At 71.6% G+C, this 17205-nt stretch carries 18 protein-coding genes; 6 read left to right on the forward strand and 12 right to left on the reverse strand.

Translation table 11 applies throughout. From position 1 onward, the window contains the following. Positions 1-36: 36 nt before the first annotated feature. From ACKUB9_RS10615 to ACKUB9_RS10655, 9 genes are all read right to left on the reverse strand, one after another. On the reverse strand, positions 37-798 hold the full coding sequence (locus ACKUB9_RS10615; RefSeq protein WP_407521310.1) for an SDR family NAD(P)-dependent oxidoreductase: 762 nt from the start codon (positions 796-798) through the stop codon (positions 37-39). 24 nt (positions 799-822) lie between these two features. Then, positions 823-1815 carry an acetamidase/formamidase family protein gene (locus tag ACKUB9_RS10620; protein ID WP_407521308.1) on the reverse strand — a complete coding sequence of 331 codons (993 nt, stop codon included), beginning with the start codon at positions 1813-1815 and terminating at the stop codon, positions 823-825. 89 nt (positions 1816-1904) lie between these two features. Next, positions 1905-2615 (reverse strand): ABC transporter ATP-binding protein, encoded by a 711-nt coding sequence (locus ACKUB9_RS10625; RefSeq protein WP_407521306.1) that lies wholly within the window; start codon positions 2613-2615, stop codon positions 1905-1907. Then, a complete protein-coding gene (locus ACKUB9_RS10630; RefSeq protein ID WP_407521304.1) occupies positions 2608-3354 on the reverse strand; it encodes an ABC transporter ATP-binding protein in 747 nt (248 codons plus the stop codon). The genes ACKUB9_RS10625 and ACKUB9_RS10630 overlap by 8 nt, the downstream gene beginning before the upstream one ends. After that, on the reverse strand, positions 3351-4397 hold the full coding sequence (locus ACKUB9_RS10635; protein ID WP_407521641.1) for a branched-chain amino acid ABC transporter permease: 1047 nt from the start codon (positions 4395-4397) through the stop codon (positions 3351-3353). Before ACKUB9_RS10635 ends, ACKUB9_RS10630 begins: the two co-directional genes overlap by 4 nt. Before the next feature lie 10 nt (positions 4398-4407). Next, a complete protein-coding gene (locus tag ACKUB9_RS10640; protein ID WP_407521302.1) occupies positions 4408-5280 on the reverse strand; it encodes an ABC transporter permease subunit in 873 nt (290 codons plus the stop codon). A gap of 73 nt (positions 5281-5353) precedes the next feature. After that, positions 5354-6589: an urea ABC transporter substrate-binding protein gene (locus tag ACKUB9_RS10645; protein ID WP_407521300.1), complete on the reverse strand. Its 1236-nt coding sequence runs from the start codon at positions 6587-6589 to the stop codon at positions 5354-5356. A 37-nt stretch (positions 6590-6626) separates the two neighbouring features. Beyond that, positions 6627-7265, reverse strand: a complete 639-nt coding sequence (locus ACKUB9_RS10650) for an ANTAR domain-containing response regulator (protein WP_407521298.1) — start codon at positions 7263-7265, stop codon at positions 6627-6629. Beyond that, positions 7262-8416, reverse strand: a complete 1155-nt coding sequence (locus ACKUB9_RS10655) for a transporter substrate-binding domain-containing protein (RefSeq protein WP_407521295.1) — start codon at positions 8414-8416, stop codon at positions 7262-7264. The genes ACKUB9_RS10650 and ACKUB9_RS10655 overlap by 4 nt, the downstream gene beginning before the upstream one ends. On the opposite strand from ACKUB9_RS10655, the gene ACKUB9_RS10660 reads away from it, so the two are divergent. After that, positions 8415-8666, forward strand: a complete 252-nt coding sequence (locus tag ACKUB9_RS10660) for a hypothetical protein (protein ID WP_407521293.1) — start codon at positions 8415-8417, stop codon at positions 8664-8666. The genes ACKUB9_RS10655 and ACKUB9_RS10660 overlap by 2 nt on opposite strands. Positions 8667-8833: 167 nt before the next feature. On the opposite strand, the gene ACKUB9_RS10665 is transcribed toward ACKUB9_RS10660, so the two are convergent. Beyond that, positions 8834-10189 carry a sensor histidine kinase gene (locus tag ACKUB9_RS10665; RefSeq protein WP_407521291.1) on the reverse strand — a complete coding sequence of 452 codons (1356 nt, stop codon included), beginning with the start codon at positions 10187-10189 and terminating at the stop codon, positions 8834-8836. Continuing rightward, positions 10186-10848, reverse strand: coding sequence for a response regulator (locus tag ACKUB9_RS10670; RefSeq protein WP_407521289.1), 663 nt, complete (start codon positions 10846-10848; stop codon positions 10186-10188). Before ACKUB9_RS10670 ends, ACKUB9_RS10665 begins: the two co-directional genes overlap by 4 nt. 115 nt (positions 10849-10963) lie before the next feature. On the opposite strand from ACKUB9_RS10670, the gene ACKUB9_RS10675 reads away from it, so the two are divergent. The 5 genes from ACKUB9_RS10675 (at position 10964) to ACKUB9_RS10695 (ending at position 15757) form a co-directional block, all read left to right on the forward strand. Then, the gene (locus tag ACKUB9_RS10675; protein ID WP_407521287.1) at positions 10964-11161 is read left to right on the forward strand and encodes a hypothetical protein; all 198 of its coding nucleotides are present in this window, start codon (positions 10964-10966) and stop codon (positions 11159-11161) included. Positions 11162-11271: 110 nt separating this feature from the next. After that, positions 11272-11793 (forward strand): DoxX family protein, encoded by a 522-nt coding sequence (locus ACKUB9_RS10680; protein ID WP_407521285.1) that lies wholly within the window; start codon positions 11272-11274, stop codon positions 11791-11793. Between the two features lie 57 nt (positions 11794-11850). Continuing rightward, on the forward strand, positions 11851-12087 hold the full coding sequence (locus ACKUB9_RS10685) for a hypothetical protein (RefSeq protein ID WP_407521281.1): 237 nt from the start codon (positions 11851-11853) through the stop codon (positions 12085-12087). A gap of 49 nt (positions 12088-12136) precedes the next feature. Next, on the forward strand, positions 12137-14302 hold the full coding sequence (locus ACKUB9_RS10690) for a carboxypeptidase regulatory-like domain-containing protein (RefSeq protein WP_407521279.1): 2166 nt from the start codon (positions 12137-12139) through the stop codon (positions 14300-14302). Positions 14303-14776: 474 nt separating this feature from the next. Next, positions 14777-15757: a tripartite tricarboxylate transporter substrate binding protein gene (locus ACKUB9_RS10695; RefSeq protein WP_407521277.1), complete on the forward strand. Its 981-nt coding sequence runs from the start codon at positions 14777-14779 to the stop codon at positions 15755-15757. A gap of 178 nt (positions 15758-15935) precedes the next feature. On the opposite strand, the gene ACKUB9_RS10700 is transcribed toward ACKUB9_RS10695, so the two are convergent. Then, positions 15936-16754 carry an alpha/beta fold hydrolase gene (locus ACKUB9_RS10700; RefSeq protein WP_407521275.1) on the reverse strand — a complete coding sequence of 273 codons (819 nt, stop codon included), beginning with the start codon at positions 16752-16754 and terminating at the stop codon, positions 15936-15938. Between the last annotated feature and the right edge of the window lie 451 nt (positions 16755-17205).

Genomic DNA, 17205 nt, shown 5'->3' on the forward strand with positions numbered 1-17205 from the left:
GAGCAGCGCCCGATCGCAACGCGATCGGGCGCTGCTCTAGAACTGCACGCCTCGCGTCAGGGCGCCGTCGACCACGAGGTTGGTGCCGGTGATGAAGCTCGCGGCCGGGCTCGCCAGGAAGACGGCGGCGCGCGCCACCTCCTCGGGGCGGGCCATCCGCCCGGTCGGATTCAGCCGCAGCGCCTCCGCGAACAGCTTGGGATCGCCCTGCTCGATCCGGTGCCAGACGCCGTCCTCGAAGTAGGTGTTGCCGGGCGAGACCGAGTTGGCGCGGATGGACTTGGCCGCGAGCTGGTAGGCGAGGCCCTGCGCGTAGTGGATCAGGGCCGCCTTGAAGGCGCCGTAGGGTCCGGCCGCGAAATCGATCTCGCGTCCGGAGACGCTGGAGATGATCACGATCGCGCCGGCCTCCGAGCGTTCGAGGAACGGCATCGCCGCCTCGACCGCCGCGACGGTTCCCATGATGTCGACCGAGAAGCCGCTGCGCCACGCCGCCTCGTCGGCGCCGACCGCGAGCGCGCTCACGTTCGGCACCACGATGTCGAGGCCGCCGAGTTCCTCGGCGGCCTCGGCGATCCAGCCGCGCAGGGCGGCGGAATCGGCGACGTCGAGGGCGCGCCCGGTCGCCGCCACGCCCTTGGCCCGGAGCGCCGCGACCTTGGCGGCGACCTCCTCGGCGTTGCGGGCGCACAGGGCGACCGAGGCGCCCTCGTCGGCCAGGAGGTCGGCGATGGAGCCGCCGATTCCCTTGGTGCCGCCGGTCACCAGGGCGCGGCATCCCTTGAGGCCGAGATCCATGACGTCCTCCTCGTCCGTGTGCCGTCAGGCGTGGGCGATCGACTTCGCGATCGAGGCGCCGAGCGTGTATTTCGGGTCGACCATGTTGCCGAGGCGCACGCGCCCGCACTGCGTGAGCAGCATGTAGGCGTCGATCTCCTCGAAGCCGAAATCGGCGGCGAGCCAGCGCACCAGCTCCCGGTAGGCGATGCGCGCGGCGTCCTCCATCGGCCGCGAGGAGCCGATCGTCATGTAGAACTCCGCGGTCTCCAGCCGCGGCCAGCGGAAGGTCCAGCCCTTGATCAGGTCGATCTGCACCGTGGTGTGGGTCGGGTGCTCGATCGCGACGCCGCAGAGTTCGCCGTCCCCCTGTGCGGCGTGGCAGTCGCCGAGGTACAGGAGCGCGCCCTTGGTGTTCACCGGCAGGTAGATGACCGCGCCGACGCCGACATCCGGCAGGTCCATGTTGCCGCCGTAATAGTCGGGCTGCAGCGAAGAAATCGCCTCGATCTCCGGCGAGGTGCCGATGGTGCCGATGAAGGGCTGGTAGGGCAGCGTGATCCGGTCGTTCCAGCGCACGCCGTGCTCGGGCGTGACCTCGAGCTTGCGCACCCGCTCGGGCAGCGACGGGTTGAGGAGCGCGGTGTCGCCGGTGGCGACGAGGCCGCCGAATTCCGGCATGATCAGCGTGGTGCCGCAGGGCTGCGGGCCGCGCGGGCGGATCGACTTGATCGCCACCGCGAGGCAGTCGCCCTTCTCAGCGCCGTTGACGAAGATCGGCCCGTTCTGCGGGTTGAGGTAGGGGAAGTTCAGGATCTTCGTCGGGCTGTCGCTCTCGTGGCGGATCTTGCCCTCGAAGGCATCGTGGGTCTCGACCGTGACGACCGCGCCCGGATCGACGGTCAGCACCGGCTCGGCGAAGGGGCCGTAGACGTAGTGGTAGCGGCCCTGCTCGGCCTCCGTGATGGTGTGCTCCCGGCCGGGCCGGCCGCCGGCCAGGCCCTTGCGGGCCATGATGGACTGGTCGAGCCACTGCATGGTCGTTCTCCCTTCGCTGATCATACCGGCGGTCATCGACAGCGACTGCCGGTTCCGTTCCTGAATGTCCGCCACCCCGAGGCGCGGCATCAAACAGCGAGATGGCGCCGCACGAGGTCGCGGTCGTCGAGGTCCAGCGCCGTCAGCTCCGCGACGATCCGGCCCTTGTCCATGACGTAGCTGCGCTGGGCCATGGCCCGGATCAGGTCGAGGTTCTGCTCCACGAACACGATCGTCACCCCGGTGCGACGGTTGAGGTCGACGAGGGTGCGGCCGATCTCCTGCACCACGGAGGGCTGGATGCCCTCGGAGGGCTCGTCGAGCAGGATCAGCGCGGGGCCGCCCACGAGGACGCGGCCGATGGCGAGCTGCTGCTGCTGGCCGCCCGAGAGGGTGCCGGCCCGCTGCGAGCGGCGCTCGCGCAGGATCGGGAAGGGCGCGAAGGCGCGCTCGAAGTCGGGCCGCTCGCCCGCGGGCAGCAGGGAGGCGCCGACCTTGAGGTTGTCGGCGACGCTCATGCGCGGAAAGACGTCGCGTCCCTGGGGCACGTAGCCGATGCCCAGGCGGGCGCGCCGGTGGGCGGCGAGCCGCTCCACCGCCTCGCCCCGGAAGGCGATGCCGCCGGAGGCCGCGGGCAGGAGCCCGATCAGGCTGCGCATCAGCGTCGACTTGCCCACGCCGTTGCGGCCAATCACCGCCACGATCTCGCCGGCCTTCACCGCGAGGTCGACGCCCTGCAGCACCGGCTTGCCGCCGTAGCCGGCCCGCAGGCCGGCGGTCGAGAGGAGCGGCTCAGGCATCGGCGACCCTGCGCAGGGGCGGCGCATCCGCCTCCCCGAGATAGATCGCGGCGACGCGCTCGTCGGCGATGATCTCGTCTGTGGTGCCCTGCGCGAAGATGCGCCCGACGTGGAGCACGGTCACGCGCTGGGCGATCTGCCGGACGAAGGCCATGTCGTGCTCGATGGCGAGCACCGCGACGCCGTCGCGGTTGAGCGTCTGCACCATCGCGCCGGTGGCGAAGGTCTCGTCCGGCGACATGCCGGCGGTGGGCTCGTCGAGGAGCAGCAGGCGCGGCTTGAGGCTGATCGCCATGCCGATCTCCAGCCACTGCTTCTGGCCGTGGCTCAGGGTGCCGGCCCGCTCGGATGCGGCGTCCGCGAGGTTCAGGAAGCCCAGCAGCCGGCGGATCTCGGCCCCCAGCGACGCGCCCTCCAGGTGGTGCTGCAGCGCGATCTCCAGGTTGTGGGCGACCGAGAGGCCCGGGAAGATGCCCGGCACCTGGAACTTGACGCTCAGGCCGCGGCGCACCCGCTCGAAGGGCTTGAGCGCGGTGATGTCCTCGCCGCGGTAGACAATCTGCCCGCGCTCGGGCGTGTACTCGCCCAGCAGCAGGCGGAAGAAGGTGCTCTTGCCGGCCCCGTTCGGCCCGATCAGGCAGTGGACCTCGTGCTCGGCGAGCGTGAAGCTCACGTCGTTGGTGACGTGCAGGCCGCCGAAATGCTTGCTGAGGCCGCGGGTTTCGAGGAGCGGCGTCATCGCGCCGCCTCCCGGCGCCGGAGGCGGCCGAGGCCGCGCATCGCCGCCACCACGAGGCCGTCGGGGGCCGCCAGCACCACCACGACGAGGAGCAGGCCCATCACCACCAGGGCGTACTGACTGCCGTAGATCGTGAGCGCCTGGAAGCCGCCGAGCACGAGCAGCGTGCCGACGAGCGTCGCCGTGAGGTCGCCCCGCCCGCCGACCGCGACCCAGATCACCGGCAGCGCGGCGGCGGTCAGCCCCATGCTGGAGGGCGTGATGTACTGGCCCCAGGCCGTGTAGAGGGTGCCGCTGAGGCCCGCGAGGGCGGAGCCGATCACGAAGGCGGCGAGCTGGTAGCGGCGCACGTCGTAGCCCAGCATCTCGGCGCGCTCGGGATTCTCGCGGATCGCCACCAGCACGTTGCCGAAGCGGGCGTTCACCAGGATGCGCAGCGCGAGGTAGACGAGGACGAGCAGGGCGAGGAGCCCGTAGTAGAGTTCGACGTCGGGGAACAGCACGAGGTCGCCCTCGAACCACGGCAGCGTCAGGGGCGGCATGCCGCTCATGCCGTTGTAGCCGTTGAGGCGGGCGGCCCCGATCCGCCATTCCGGCCCGGCCGTCTGCGCCATGAAGCGCTCCAGGACGAGCGTGACCGACAGGGTGATGATGCCGAGGAAGACGCCCCCGATCCGCCCGAAGAACAGGAAGTAGCCCAGCAGCGCCGCCATCCCGGCCGAGAGCGCCACCGCGAGCACGACCGCCACCAGGGTGAAGCCGTAGGCCGCGCCGAGGTTGATGGTGAGCACTCCGTAGGCGTAGCCGGACAGGCCGAAGAAGGCGGTCTGGCCGAAGCTGAGCGCGCCGCCGTAGCCCCAGATCAGGCACAGGCCGAGCGCCATGAAGACCCAGCAGAAGAAGTAGGCGGTGTTGCCGACCGTGTAGCCGTCCGCGAACCGGGGATAGGCGACGGCCCCGGCGAGCACGACCGCGAAGGCGATCCAGAAGGCCGGGCCGCGCCCCATGGTCTGGGGGCCTTCGAGGCGCCGGAGCGCACGCATCAGCATGGCGTCAGGCCCTCTCGCGCAGGATGAGGCCCGAGATGCCGCGCGGCAGCACCCGGATCACCAGGATCACCGCGACGAGGAGCCCGATCTGCCCGAAGAGCTGGCCCTGCCAGGAGGTGAGGACCGCCCGCACCGCGCCGAGCAGCAGCGCCGCCGGCGCCGTGCCGAGGAAGATGTCGGCACCGCCCACCACCACGGTGACGAAGGCCTCCATGATGAAGGTCGTGCCCATGGTCGGCACGATGGTCATGGTCGGGGCGTAGAGCCCGCCGGTGAGGCCGGCCAGCGCCGCGCCGAGGCCGAAGGTGAGCGCGTAGACCGTCCGCGTGTCGACGCCGAGCGCCTCGGCCATGTGCGGCACCTGGATGGTGGCCCGGGCGAGCGTGCCGAAGCGGGTGGCGTTGAAGGCGACGTAGAGCCCGACCAGCACCGCCACGGCGGCGAGCATCAGCACCACCCGGTAGGTCGAGTAGGAGTAAGCCCCGACCGAGAAACTGCCGAGCGGCGTGCCGATGCCCGGCATGCTGGAGCCGAGCACGATCAGCGTGCCCTGCGTCGCCGCGAGGCTGATGCCCCAGGTCGCCACGATCGTGTCGAGGGGCCGGCCGTAGAGGTGGCGGATGACCAGACGCTCCATCAGCATGCCGACGGCGCCGGAGGCGAGCGCGCCCGCCAGGATGCCGAGCGGCAGCGGCAGCCCGGCGCGCGTCGCCGCCGCCGTGACGTAGGCCCCGCACATGATGAGTTCGCCGTGCGCGAGGTTGATGACGCCCATCATGCCGAACACCACCGCGAGGCCGCAGGCGGCGAGCACCAGGAACGAGAAGGCGTCCCCGAGCTGATAGAGGAACGCGAAGGCGAGGGTCAGGAGGGCCATTCGGGAGCCGTGTCGCGACGGGAGGGGCCGGGGCGCGCACGGCGCCCCGGCAGCGTCAAGCTCAGGGCTTGGCTCAGGGCTTGGGCGGGTTGCTCGGCGTGTACTGCGCCATCGGGTCCTTCTTCGTCAGGTCGCAGCCGGCCTGGCCCAGCCAGTAGGGCTGGATGTTCTCCCACGTCTTGGGGAAGGAGATCGCGTGCTTCTCGTCGACCTTGGCCAGGTAGATCGTGTGGGAGACGTGCTGGCTCTTCGGGTCGATGCAGACCTTGCCCTCGGGCGCGTCCACGCAGACGTCGCCCGCCGCGATGACCTTGCGCAGGTCGGCCCGCCTGGTCGAGCCGTTGGCGCGCTCCACCATCTGCTTGTAGAGGAAGACCGCGTGGTAGGAGTTCTCCGCCTCCTGGTTGACGTAGGGCTCGTTCGGGAACTTCGCCTTCCACTTGGCGAGGAAGGCCTTGCTCGCCGGGGTGTCGACCTCCTCGATGTAGTTCGTGGTCACGTACATGTTGGCGAGGCTCGGCGGGCGGAAGCGCTTGTGCTCGTAGCCCTGGCCGACATTGACGGAGGAGCCCATCGGCACCTTCAGGTTCGCGGCCGCCGCCTGCTCGTAGTAGGAGGCCTGGGCGGTGCCGACGAGCAGCGTCATCAGGATGTCGGGCTTGGCCTTCTGGATGTTCTGGATCGTCTGCGAGAACTGCGACACGCCGAGGGGGATGAATTCCTCCCCGACCATCTCGCCGCCATTCTCACGTACGATGTTCCGTACCCATTCGGCCGAGATCTGGCCGAAGTTGTAGTCGGCCGCGATCGTGTAGACCCGCTTGCCGAACTTTTCCATCATCCAGGGGATCAGCGTCGAGAATTGCTGCTCCGGCACCGCGCCCGTGACCACCATGTGCCCGTCGCAGACGCCGCCCTCGTACTGGTTGTTGTAGAAGGCGAAGCCGTCGAGCTGATCGACGATCGGCCGATAGGCCTCGCGCGAGGCGCTGGAGAAGCCCGCGAAGACCACGTTGACCTTGTCGCGCTGGAGCACCCGGCGCATGAATTCCTGATAGCGGGTGTTGTCGGACTGCGTGTCGTAGATCACGAGTTCGAGCTTGCGCCCGCCGATGCCGCCCGCGGCGTTGATCTCGTCGGTGGCGAGCTGGATGCCGTGGACCTTGCCGATCGTGGCGACCGCGAAGTCGCCGGACTGGTCCTCCAGCACGCCGAGCTTGATCGGGTCGGCGGCCTGCGCCGCGGGTGCGGCGAGGAGCAGGGCGGCCGCGAGGGCGGACAGGCGGGATCCGTGAGGGGGTCTCGGCATCGTGGCATCCTCGTCGTTCGTCGGTTGCGGGGGGGGGTCAGGACCGGGCGCGCCGCGGCACCTCGCGCGTCGGAACCTGCGGACGGGCCCGGATCAGGGCCTCGCAGTACGCTTCGAGCGGCTGGCGGGCGCGCATCGCCTCGCGGCGCAGGGCCTCGAAGGCCGCGTCGTCGTCGAGGCCGTGCTCCTGCATCAGCCGCAGGATCGCCTTGACGACGTGGCGCCGGCCGCGCCGCCGCTCCTCGTGGCGCGCGAGGCTTTCCTCCAGCACCCGGCGCCGGTTGTGCTCGTTCACGGCGAGAAACAGCGCGGCGTAGATCGAGGCGCCGTGGATCGGCTTGCGCAGGAGCCCGGTGGCGCCGAGCTGGAGCAGCCCCTTGAGGCGGCTCGGCGCCTCCACCCCGACGAGGCCGAGCACCGGCACCGGCGGCAGGTCCGAGACCGCGCTCGCGGCGAGGCCCGGCAGCGGCAGGTCGCCGTCGACGATCACGACGTGGCGCTCGGGGTCGAGGGCCGCGAGGTCGAGCCACGGCGCCTCGCCGGCCGGCAGCACCGAGGCCACCGTGAGCCCGAGCTTCATCAGGGTGGCGGCCAGCACCTCGGTGGCGGTGTCCGGCGCCGCGACCAGCAGCGCCTGGGCGCCGCTGAAGTTCTGGATCAGGCGGGGATTGGTCATGGCACCACCCGCAGGCGCGGGCGCCGGCTCACCGGGACCACCCGGGGCGCGCTGCGCACGAGGTAGGGGTCGGGCGCCACGGGCTCCTCCGCCTGCGCCACGATCCGGAAGCGCGCCGCCGCGGTCGAGACGCCGATGCGGGGCGTCAGGCAGGCGTGCAGGGTCGTCTCGTCGAGGCGCACCGGCCCCTGCGGCGCCTCGAAGGCGACCGCGCAGGCCGCCCGGCGCACCGCCGCGACGTCCTCGGTCCCGGCCCGGGCCAGGGCCCGCGCCAGGAGGTGGACGGCGATGTAGGAGGCTTCCGTGTCGGCCGAGGGGGTCGGCCCGTCGGGGAAGCGCGCCGCGTAAGCGCCCGTGAACGCGCGGTTGCGCGGGCTGTCGATCGACGTGAAGTAGACGCTGGAGGACAGGTGGCCCTCGACCGCCTCCGGCCCGATCGCCTCCAGCTCCGGCTCGGCGAGGCTGCAGCTCGCCACCGGCATCGCCCGCGGCTGGTCGATGCCCTGCGCCAGGCAGGCGCCGCGCAGGTCGCGGAGGAACCGGTAGGCCGAGGTCCCGATCAGGGTGTTGAAGACGAAGTCCGGCCGCGCCGCCAGGATCGCCTCGATCACCTGCCCGAACGCGGTCTCGCCGACCGCGAAGTAGCGCTCGCCCGCGACCCGGCCGCCCGCGAGCGCCAGGGCCTCGCGCAGGATGCGGTTGTTCTCCCAGGCCCAGATGTAGTTGGCCCCGACGCAATAGGCCGTGCGGCCGCCCCGAGCCAGGAGGTGCCGCACCAGCGGCACGATGTGCTGGTTCGGCGAGGCCCCGGTGTAGACGACGTTCCCGGAGGTCTCGAAGCCCTCGTAATGCGACGGGTACCAGAGCAGGCCGTCCCGCTTCTCGAAGATCGGGATGATCTCCTTGCGGCTCGACGAGGTGTAGCAGCCGACGACGTGGCGGATGCCGGATTCCAGCAGCCGTTCCGCCCCCGCGGCGTAGCCGGCGATCTCGCCCGCCGGATCGACGAGCTCCGGCGCGAGGGCGGGGCCGCCGCCCGCCTTCACCTCCTCGACGGCCAGGAGGGCGCCGTTCAGCATCGCCCGCCCGACGAGCCCGTAGGGTCCGGCGGTGGAGAACAGGATGCCGATCCGGTGGCAGCTCTGGTCCATGCAGTCCTTCGCAACGCAAAAAGCCCGCCAGCGCGTCACGCGCTGCGGGCTACATCGCCGGGAAAGGCTCGAACGAGATGGCGCGGAACTGGGCATCTTTGCCCTGCGCCTGAAAAACAGGCTCTCCGGTTACGGCGGCGATGTCAAGCCCGTAACGAACCAGCGATCGTCCCCTCTCCTCGGCGGAAGGTCCGCCGTTGTCGTGCTGGTTTTGAACACCCCGGAGACGCCGCCGGCTGCCACGTGGTGAAGGAGACTCATCTCCCGATGCCCGGCATCCCGAACCGGCTCGGACCGCGCGCGCTGGCGCGGAAGATTGTCCTCCGCGCAGGATGAGTGTGAAGCACCGCTTCCGCTGATCTCGAATTCCTCATCACGATCGGGACTGAGCCGCGTGGGGGTGGGGCGGACGATGGCCTAGACCGCGCCGGATCGGATCCGCCGGAGCGGTGAGATCCGGACGCGCAGGCCGTGCCGGTCTGCCCGATTCTCCAGCCGCAGGCGGAGGCCGGTCCTGCCCAGGGCCAGCGTCGCGATGGCAAGGCCCAGGCCGCTGCCGATCGGGGTTCTGTGCCGCCCGCGGAAGAAGCGTTGCCCCACCTTGTCCAGCTCGTCCTCCGGGATGCCCGGACCCGTGTCCACGACGAGGAGCTCCTCGCCGGACGCGGCGAGGCTCCACGCGACGCGCCCTCCCCCGGGCAGATGCTGCACGGCATTCTCGTGAAGGTTGCGGATCGCCAGCCGGACCAGCTCCGGGTCGCCCCGCACCCCGCAGCCGCGCAGCCGAGGATCGAGGTCGACCACGATCGCGGAGCGGTCGCAGGCGGTCTCGCGCACCACCTCCTCGATCAGGACGCCGAGGTCGAAGGAGTCCTGCATCCCCTGCCCCTCCGACGCGTCGAGCTGCGCGAGCGCCAGCAGCTGGCGCACGAGCCGCGTCGTCTTGTCGACCGAGAGGAGGATCTGACGCAGCGCCCCCGTCGCGGTGGAAGGGTCGGTCGTCGCGAGGGCGATCTGGGCCTGGGTCCGCAGGCCCGCGAGCGGCGTGCGCAGTTCGTGGGCTGCGAAGGCCGTCACCTCGCGCTCGTGCTGACGCGCCAGCCTGACCTTGACGAAGAGGCCGTTCAGCGCGCTCGCCAAGGGGCGGATCTCGGCGGGCGCGCGGCCGAGGGCGATCTCGCGCATGTCGTCCGGCCCGCGCCCGGCGAGGTCGGCGGCGAGGCGGCGCAGCGGGCGCAGGCCGCGCCCGACGCTCACCCAGATCAGCGCGCCGAGCACCGGCATGACGAGCAGTCCCGCCAGCGCCAAGCCGCGGACCATGTCCCCGACGATCTGCTCGCGCAGGCCGTAGCGGTCGCCGACCATGACCCTGACCCCCGCAGCCGCGTCGTCCACGACGAAGACCCGCCAGCGCTCTCCGTCGATCTCCCGGTCCTCGAAGCCGGCCTGCGCCGCGCCGAGGGGCTGGTCCGGCGCGCCGCTCGACCGGGCGATGATGCGGCCGTCGAGGGACCAGATCTGGCACGAGAGCCGGCGCGCGGAGGCGGCGGCGCCCGTCGGCACGGCCGGGCTGCGCGACGCCACCATGCCCCCGCCCGTTTCGATCGGACCGACCAGGGAGGCGACCATGCTGGCGGAATCCCGGAGCCTCGCATCCAGCACGCTCTCGATCTGCTGGCGCGTGGCGTGGTGGATCCAGGCGATGCCGCTGATCCACACGGCACCCGTCGCTGCGAGCAGCAGGGCGAACAGTCGGGCGCGCAGCGAGCTCACGGCCGGTCCGCCATCCGGTAGCCGAGCCCGCGCACCGTGACGATCGCGCCCCGGCCGATCTTCGCGCGCAAATTGTGGATGTGCACTTCGAGCGCGTTGCTCTCGATGTCCTCCTGCCAGCCGTAGAGCGTCTCCTCCAGGTCGGCACGGCTGCGCACGAGGCGCGGCCGGTCCATCAGCGCCCGCAGGACCGCGAATTCCCGCCGCGACAGCGCCACGGGGCGTCCGTCCACCGTCACGGACAGCGAGGCCGGATCGACCCGGATGCCGCCGTGTTCGAGCGTGGGGGCGGCCCGGCCCGCGGCGCGCCGGACGACCGCGCGCAGGCGCGCGCCGAGTTCGTCGAGGTCGAAGGGTTTTCCGAGGTAGTCGTCGGCGCCCCGGTCGAGGCCGGCGATGCGATCGGCGGTCTCGTCGAGGGCGGTGAGCAGCACCACCGGCGTCGCGTCCCCGGCCCGCCGCATGTCGCGCAGAACGTCGAGGCCGCAGCCGTCCGGCAGCATGATGTCCAGCACCACCGCGGCGAACCCGCCGACCGCGAGGGCCGCGCGGGCATCCGCGCAGGTGCCGACCCCGTCGATCGTGGCGCCCTGAAGCGCCAGCCCGACACTCAGGCCGTCGGCGAGGATCGGGTCGTCTTCGACGACGAGGATGCGCATGGGCGGTCTCGCTGGGCTCGGGCGGGCGGTTCGGTCTCGGAAGCGTGGCTTAAGGCTGCCTTAAGCTGGCGGGCCGATCCGGCCGGACCAGCCGAAAGCCACAGGGTCAGGTCCCATGGCGTCACCCGCATCCCGCCTCCTCGCGATCCTGCTCATCGTCGGTTTCTGCCGCCTGCCCGAGGCGGTGCGGCCGACGCACTGGCTGGTCAGTCTATGGCAGGGGCAGGTGAGCCTGAAGGCCGAGGCTGCGGGGCGCGACCGGCAGCGGCTGTGCGCCGTCCGGCCGCCTTCGGCGCGGTCCCTGCCCGGCTGAGCCGTCCGCGTCCCTCTCCGCCGCGCTGGGCCGAACCAGGGGGCCGAGCCGGCCGCGCCGCTCACAGTCAGCCGCTCGACGTCGCGATACCGAGCCGAACAGGTGATGCCATGCAGAATGCGACCATGAAGCCCGGACCGACCAGCCCCACGGACTGGCGCGATCTCCTGCTCGGCCGGACCTTCAGCCCGGTCGTGGTGAGGTGGGCGGCCCTGCCGCTGCGGTTGATCGTCGGTTACGGCTTCCTGGCCCATGGTCTCGCGAAGGCGGGCCGGGGCCTCGACGCCTTCCCGGCCATCCTGGCGGCGCTCGGCGTTCCGTTCCCCTACCTGTCGGGATGGCTCACGATCCTGGTCGAGATCCTCGGCGGGGTGGCGGTGCTGGCGGGCGCCTTCATCCCGCTCGCGAGCATCCCCATGGCCATCGTGCTCGTGGTCGCCGCCGTCACGGTCCATCTCCCGTATGGGTTCAGCTCGATCAAGCTCCAGGGTGTGACGCCCGCGGGCGCCACGTTCGGGCCGCCCGGCTACGAGGCCGACCTCCTCTACCTCGCCTGCCTCGCCGCGCTCGTCCTGATCGGCCCCGGGCCGCTCTCCGTTGCCGGGCTCCTGCGGACCCGCCAGTCGAGGTAGCGCAGGCCTCATCCCGCACCGCGGGGAGCGGCACTCCCCGCGCAAGGAGCGCTCGCGATGAAGCAACGCGCACGAGAGACCCTGCCCGCCCACGTGGCCGATGCGCAGGCCGCCGTCCGGAACGTCGGGGCGCAGACGGCGTGCGGGCTCGCGGTGCTGCTGGCGGTCCTGCTCGGTACGACGGTCGTCGACGCGGGGCGACGCGAGGGGCCGCTCGGGGCTCGTCCCGAGCCTCCGGCGCGCCATACTCCTGCCAACGAGCGGTCCGTCGACCCGCGCCCCGTACCGGCCTGATCCGGCTCGGACGCCGGACGGCCGGATCGTCGCCACGGGAGGACGAGGCATGCCCACCGCAGAATCCCGGCTCACGAGATCCCGCCTTCTGCTCCTGGCCCTGCTGGGAGCCGGCGCGCCGGCGGGCGCCGAGCCGGCACCCCCGCCCCCGATCAGCGCCAACGCCCTCGGCGGCACGGTCGCCGGTGCGCGCGGCCCCGAGGCGGGCGTCTGGGTGATCGCCGAGACGCGCGACCTGCCGACGCGGTTCGCCAAGATCGTGGTCACGGACGACCAGGGCCGCTTCGTGATCCCGGACCTGCCGGCGGCGACCTATCAGGTCTGGACCCGCGGCTACGGCCTCGTCGATGCCGCCAAGGTCGAGGCGCGGCCCGGCGAGCGGCTCGACCTGCGGGCCGTGCCGGCGCCCTCCGAGCGCGAGGCCGCCCAGTACTATCCCGGCCTGTACTGGTACGCCCTGCTCGGCATGCCCTCGGCCAGCGAGTTCCCCGGCACCGGCGACCGCGGCAACCGGATCCCGCCGACGATGAAGTCCCAGGCGGCCTGGGTCGATACGATCAAGAACATGTGCCAGTCCTGCCACGCGCTGGGCAGCCGCGGCATCCGCGAGGTTCCGGCCTTCTTCCGCACCGGACAGGATTCCGTGACCGCCTGGGCCATGCGCACCCAGGCCGGACAGGCCCAGGCCTACATGGCGCTCGCAATGGGCAGCCTCGGGGCCGACCGGGCCAACGCCCTGTTCGCCGACTGGAGCGACCGGATCGCCGCGGGCGAGCTGCCCTTCGCCAAGCCCGAGCGCCCGCAGGGCGTGGAGCGCAACATCGTGGTCACGTCCTGGGACTGGGCGAGCCCCAAGCACTACCAGCACGACGCGATCTCGACCGACAAGCGCAATCCCCGCCTCAACGCCGACGGGCTGATCTGGGGCTCGCCGGAGGAGAGCACGGACCTCGTGCCGACCCTCGACCCGCTCCGTCACGTCGCCGGCGAGGTCCGGCATCCCTACCTCGACCCCAAGACGCCCTCCTCGCTGGACGCGGCGCGCGGCCCGTCCGCCTACTGGGGCGAGGAGCCGATCTGGGATGGGCACACCAGCATCCACAACGTGATGTTGGACGAGGCCGGCAAGGTCTGGTTCACGGCCCGTCTGCGGCCCCGGGAGAACCCCGCCTTCTGCCGCACGCACCCGTCCGCCGCCGCGGCGCCGCTTCAGGTCTCGGACCGGCAGCTCTCGCTCTACGATCCGGCGACCGGGCGGTGGGAACTGATCGACACCTGCTTCACCACCCACCACCTCTATTTCGGGCACGATCCCGACAACACGCTGTGGACCAGCGCGGGCGGCCCCGCGAGCGGCGTGGTGGGCTGGCTCAACACCCGCGTCTTCCGCGAGACGCGCGACGCCGCCAAGGCGCAGGGCTGGACGCCGATCATCGTCGACACCAACGGAAACGGCCGGCGGGACGCCCATGTCGAGGCGGACCAGCCGGTCGATCCGGGCAAGGACAAGCGGGTGATGGCGGCCTTCTACGGCGTCATGCCGAGTCCGGTCGACGGCTCGATCTGGGGCCAGTCGATGGATCGCGGGTTCTCAAGGATCGACCAGCCCGGCTACATCATCCGGCTCGATCCCGGCCCCGACCCGTCGCGCACCGCGCTCGCCGAGATCCATCAGCCCCCCGAGGGAAGCTTCGGTCCGCGGGGGCTCGATGTCGGCCTCGACGGCGTGGTGTGGACCGCGCTGTCGAGCGGTCATCTGGCCCGCTTCGACCGCGCGCAGTGCACGGGCCCCCTCAACGGGCCGGGGGCCGCCGAGGGGCGGCTGTGCCCGGAAGGCTGGCGCCTCTACCGCTTCCCGGGGCCGCAGATCCGCGGCCTCGACGAGTCGGGCAGCGCCGAGCACGCCTATTACGTCTGGGTCGACCGCTACAACGTGCTCGGCCTCGGGGCCAACGTGCCGATCGCCTCCGCCAATGGCGGCGAGCGGCTGCTGGCGCTCGTCGACGGCACCTTCGTGAGCCTGAGGGTGCCCTACCCGCTCGGCTTCTTCACGAAGAACGTGGACGGCCGCATCGACGATCCGGCGGCGGGCTGGAAGGGGCGCGGGCTCTGGACCACGTCCGGGACGCGCGCGAACTTCCACGGCGAGGGCGGGACCGAGGCCGCGCCGAAGGTGTTCAAGTTCCAGCTGCGGCCGGACCCGCTCGCGCAGTGACGGCCCTGCCGATCCGGTGACGGCCTCGGGTGGGCGCTGCGATGGACCGCCTCGCCGGGACCGGTCGAGGCGCGCTGCCATCATGCGGTCGAAAGCGCGCCGACCTCGCGGCTGGTGGTTCCGTCAAACGGAACAGATGCAGCCGTACTCGCTCGTCGGAATCTCCGGGCGAACGAGGTCTTTACTGTGTCCGGAACGCTGTTGACAGGTTCGAAGCTGGAGGCAACCATCGTCTCCAGAAGAGGCCGCAGCGGAACCCCCGCCCGGTCCGACCGGAGGACGCCCGATGCATCGTTCCGTCATGCGGACCTGCGCGGGCCGGAGCGACGCCCGATGAGCACCGTCACGCGCGTCCGTGGCGGCCTCGGGGATCTCGCATCGCGACGTTGATCCGATGCTGATCGGGCGCGCCCCGCGCGACGGCGCCGCGCCCGACGCGGCCGTGCACGAGAGCGAGCAGGGAGGAGACACGCCATGATACGACGCCGCGACTTCGTCGCCGGTCTTGCCGGAGCCGGCGCGCTCGCGTCGGCCTCGCGCGCAGCCCGGGCCGACGCATCTTGGCCCAGCCGCCCGATCAGCGTGGTGGTGCCCTACCCGCCCGGCGGCTCGACGGACATCACCGCACGGATGGTGGGCGAGCGCCTCTCGGCGGTCCTGGGGCAGCGCCTCATCATGGACAACCGCCCGGGGGCCGGCGGCAATCTCGGCCTGGAGGTCGTCGCCCGCGCGGCGCCGGACGGCTACACGCTCGGCGTCGCCACGACCGCGCATGCGATCAACATGACGCTCTTTCGCAAGCTCAACTACGACACGCTGCGGAGCTTCGAGCCGGTGGCGCTGCTCACCGAGAACCCCCTCGTCCTCGTGGTGCCGGACGCGGCCGCCTCGCGCAGCGTGCGCGACCTCATCGCGGCGGCCAAGGCGAAGCCCGGCGCCTTGAACTACGCCTCCTCGGGCCTCGGCCAGTCGACGCATCTCGCGGCCGAACTCTTCGCCACGATGGCCGGGATCAAGCTCACGCACGTCCCCTACCGCGGCAGCGCCCCGGCGATCACCGATGTGATCGCCGGACAGGTCGACCTGATGTTCGACACCACGCAATCGGTGCTGCCGCATGTCGAGGGCGGGCGCGTGCGGGCGCTCGGCATCACCTCGGCGGAACGCTTGCCCATCGCGAAGGACATCCCGACGATCCGGGAGGCGGCCCTGCCCGACTACGTCGCCATCGCGTGGAACGGGCTCGTCGCCCCGAAGGGCACCAGCCCCGACATCGTCCGGCGCCTCAACGCCGAGGCGGTGCGGGCGCTGCAGGAGCCGGCGATCGCCGACAAGTTCGCGGCCTTGGGCGCGACCAGCCGCCCGCTGGCCCCGGACGCCTTCGGCGCCTTCATGGCCGACGAGATCGCGAAGTGGGGCGCGGTCGTGAAGCAATCGGGAACCACCCTCGACTGACGGGTCGTGCGGCCCGAGGGCGCCGGTGTCATGCGGGCTGTGGCCGGGCGGGAGGTGTAATCGTCATACCCGGTTGCGATGCCTCTCGGGCAGCCAACGCTTGCCCAGGAGGCGCAGCGGCCCGCATGGCGCGGTGGGCCGCTCGACGGACGGGATCTGCGTCGTGATCGCCGCGTGTTCAAAGGGCCGTGCCCGCGCGCAGGTCATCGAGGAAGCGTGCGACGAGGGCGTTGCAGGCGTCCGACGCGTGCCAGAAGGGGGCGTGTCCTGCGTGCAGGCGGTGGCACCGGCCGCTCCACAGGTTCCGGAACGCCACGCCGTCGATATAGTCGAGGTTGATCAGAGGATCCGCTGCGCCGTTGATGACGGCGATCGGAACCGGACTGCTCTCGACCGTGAGACGCTGGTCCGTCAAATGCCCGGCGCGCGCATCCTGAAAGAGGCGCTCGCGGCATCGCCCATCGGCCCGCGCGATCGCGTGAAGCAGGAAGGGCTCGACCGGTTCGCCGAAGATGGCCCGCGCGAACCCAGTCATCTCGACAGGAGACAGGCTTCTCCGGCCGGCCGACGCGAGATGCGACGAAGGGAGAAAACCCTCGGCCATCCCGCCTCGCCTGACCGGCGGGGCCCCGGCGATGACGAGGCCCTCGATGCCGGCGGCACGGGTCAGCATCTCGATCGCGATGTGGCCACCGAGCGACCAGCCCAGAACGACGACCCGCTCGAGGCCGAGGCTGGCGATCGTCTCGAACACGGCGTCGGCCAGTCCCGCCCGCGTATAGCTGCGAGCGGGAGCGCTCGCGTCGTCGGATTCCCCGTGCCCCGGCAGGTCGAGCGTGATCAGCCTGCACAGGTCACGAAGCCGACTGTCCCATTGCCGGGCAAAGACACGGCGACATGAGGAGTTGCCGTGGATCAGCAGCAGCGGCCTTCCGGTTCCGCCGCGGTCGTCGACGGCCAGGCGGCCATGCGTGGTGGCGATCATGCGTGCCGGCATCGGGCGATCTCCTGATCGGAGGGGCGGAACACCGCCTCGCATGGCGCCAGCGCCGCCCGGCGCCGTGCGGCCTCGTCCTGTGACCCTGGGTCGCCGCCGTCCATCCTCGTCGTCCCACCCCGCATCAGCTTGGGGGGCGAGGTGTCGGGCAAGGTCGTTTCAGGAGCGCGTCAGAACACGCGCATCGCGTTGCGGATGGAACAGTGCGCGGCGCTGGCGCTCGGGAGGCGAATGACGATCGAGCCATCGCATCGGCGTGGTGCGGCGCCCGGACCAGGCCATGCGGCCGATGCTTGCGCAGGTGATGTCGGATCGGGCGAGACATCGCGGGGTGGGGAATGGTCAATCCGCGGGTGGAGCGGGCATGAGAGAAACCGACCTCATTCCGCCCCGCCTCTTGTCGCCGGCGCGCGGTCGGTGGCCGCACCGGAACGGAGCGGCGGCGCCATGT

The sequence above is a fragment of the Methylobacterium oryzisoli genome (genome assembly GCF_046557895.1).
GTDB classification, from domain to species: Bacteria; Pseudomonadota; Alphaproteobacteria; order Rhizobiales; family Beijerinckiaceae; genus Methylobacterium; species Methylobacterium oryzisoli.

Excerpts from the sequence above, each read along its gene's own strand:
- ACKUB9_RS10615 (WP_407521310.1), bottom strand. The coding sequence starts at position 798 with ATGGATCTCGGCCTCAAGGGATGCCGCGCCCTGGTGACCGGCGGCACC.
- ACKUB9_RS10620 (WP_407521308.1), bottom strand. The coding sequence starts at position 1,815 with ATGCAGTGGCTCGACCAGTCCATCATGGCCCGCAAGGGCCTGGCCGGC.
- ACKUB9_RS10625 (WP_407521306.1), bottom strand. The coding sequence starts at position 2,615 with ATGCCTGAGCCGCTCCTCTCGACCGCCGGCCTGCGGGCCGGCTACGGC.
- ACKUB9_RS10630 (WP_407521304.1), bottom strand. The coding sequence starts at position 3,354 with ATGACGCCGCTCCTCGAAACCCGCGGCCTCAGCAAGCATTTCGGCGGC.
- ACKUB9_RS10635 (WP_407521641.1), bottom strand. The coding sequence starts at position 4,397 with ATGCGTGCGCTCCGGCGCCTCGAAGGCCCCCAGACCATGGGGCGCGGC.
- ACKUB9_RS10640 (WP_407521302.1), bottom strand. The coding sequence starts at position 5,280 with ATGGCCCTCCTGACCCTCGCCTTCGCGTTCCTCTATCAGCTCGGGGAC.
- ACKUB9_RS10645 (WP_407521300.1), bottom strand. The coding sequence starts at position 6,589 with ATGCCGAGACCCCCTCACGGATCCCGCCTGTCCGCCCTCGCGGCCGCC.
- ACKUB9_RS10650 (WP_407521298.1), bottom strand. The coding sequence starts at position 7,265 with ATGACCAATCCCCGCCTGATCCAGAACTTCAGCGGCGCCCAGGCGCTG.
- ACKUB9_RS10660 (WP_407521293.1), top strand. The coding sequence starts at position 8,415 with ATGCAGTCCTTCGCAACGCAAAAAGCCCGCCAGCGCGTCACGCGCTGC.
- ACKUB9_RS10655 (WP_407521295.1), bottom strand. The coding sequence starts at position 8,416 with ATGGACCAGAGCTGCCACCGGATCGGCATCCTGTTCTCCACCGCCGGA.
- ACKUB9_RS10670 (WP_407521289.1), bottom strand. The coding sequence starts at position 10,848 with ATGCGCATCCTCGTCGTCGAAGACGACCCGATCCTCGCCGACGGCCTG.
- ACKUB9_RS10675 (WP_407521287.1), top strand. The coding sequence starts at position 10,964 with ATGGCGTCACCCGCATCCCGCCTCCTCGCGATCCTGCTCATCGTCGGT.
- ACKUB9_RS10680 (WP_407521285.1), top strand. The coding sequence starts at position 11,272 with ATGCAGAATGCGACCATGAAGCCCGGACCGACCAGCCCCACGGACTGG.
- ACKUB9_RS10685 (WP_407521281.1), top strand. The coding sequence starts at position 11,851 with ATGAAGCAACGCGCACGAGAGACCCTGCCCGCCCACGTGGCCGATGCG.
- ACKUB9_RS10690 (WP_407521279.1), top strand. The coding sequence starts at position 12,137 with ATGCCCACCGCAGAATCCCGGCTCACGAGATCCCGCCTTCTGCTCCTG.
- ACKUB9_RS10695 (WP_407521277.1), top strand. The coding sequence starts at position 14,777 with ATGATACGACGCCGCGACTTCGTCGCCGGTCTTGCCGGAGCCGGCGCG.
- ACKUB9_RS10700 (WP_407521275.1), bottom strand. The coding sequence starts at position 16,754 with ATGCCGGCACGCATGATCGCCACCACGCATGGCCGCCTGGCCGTCGAC.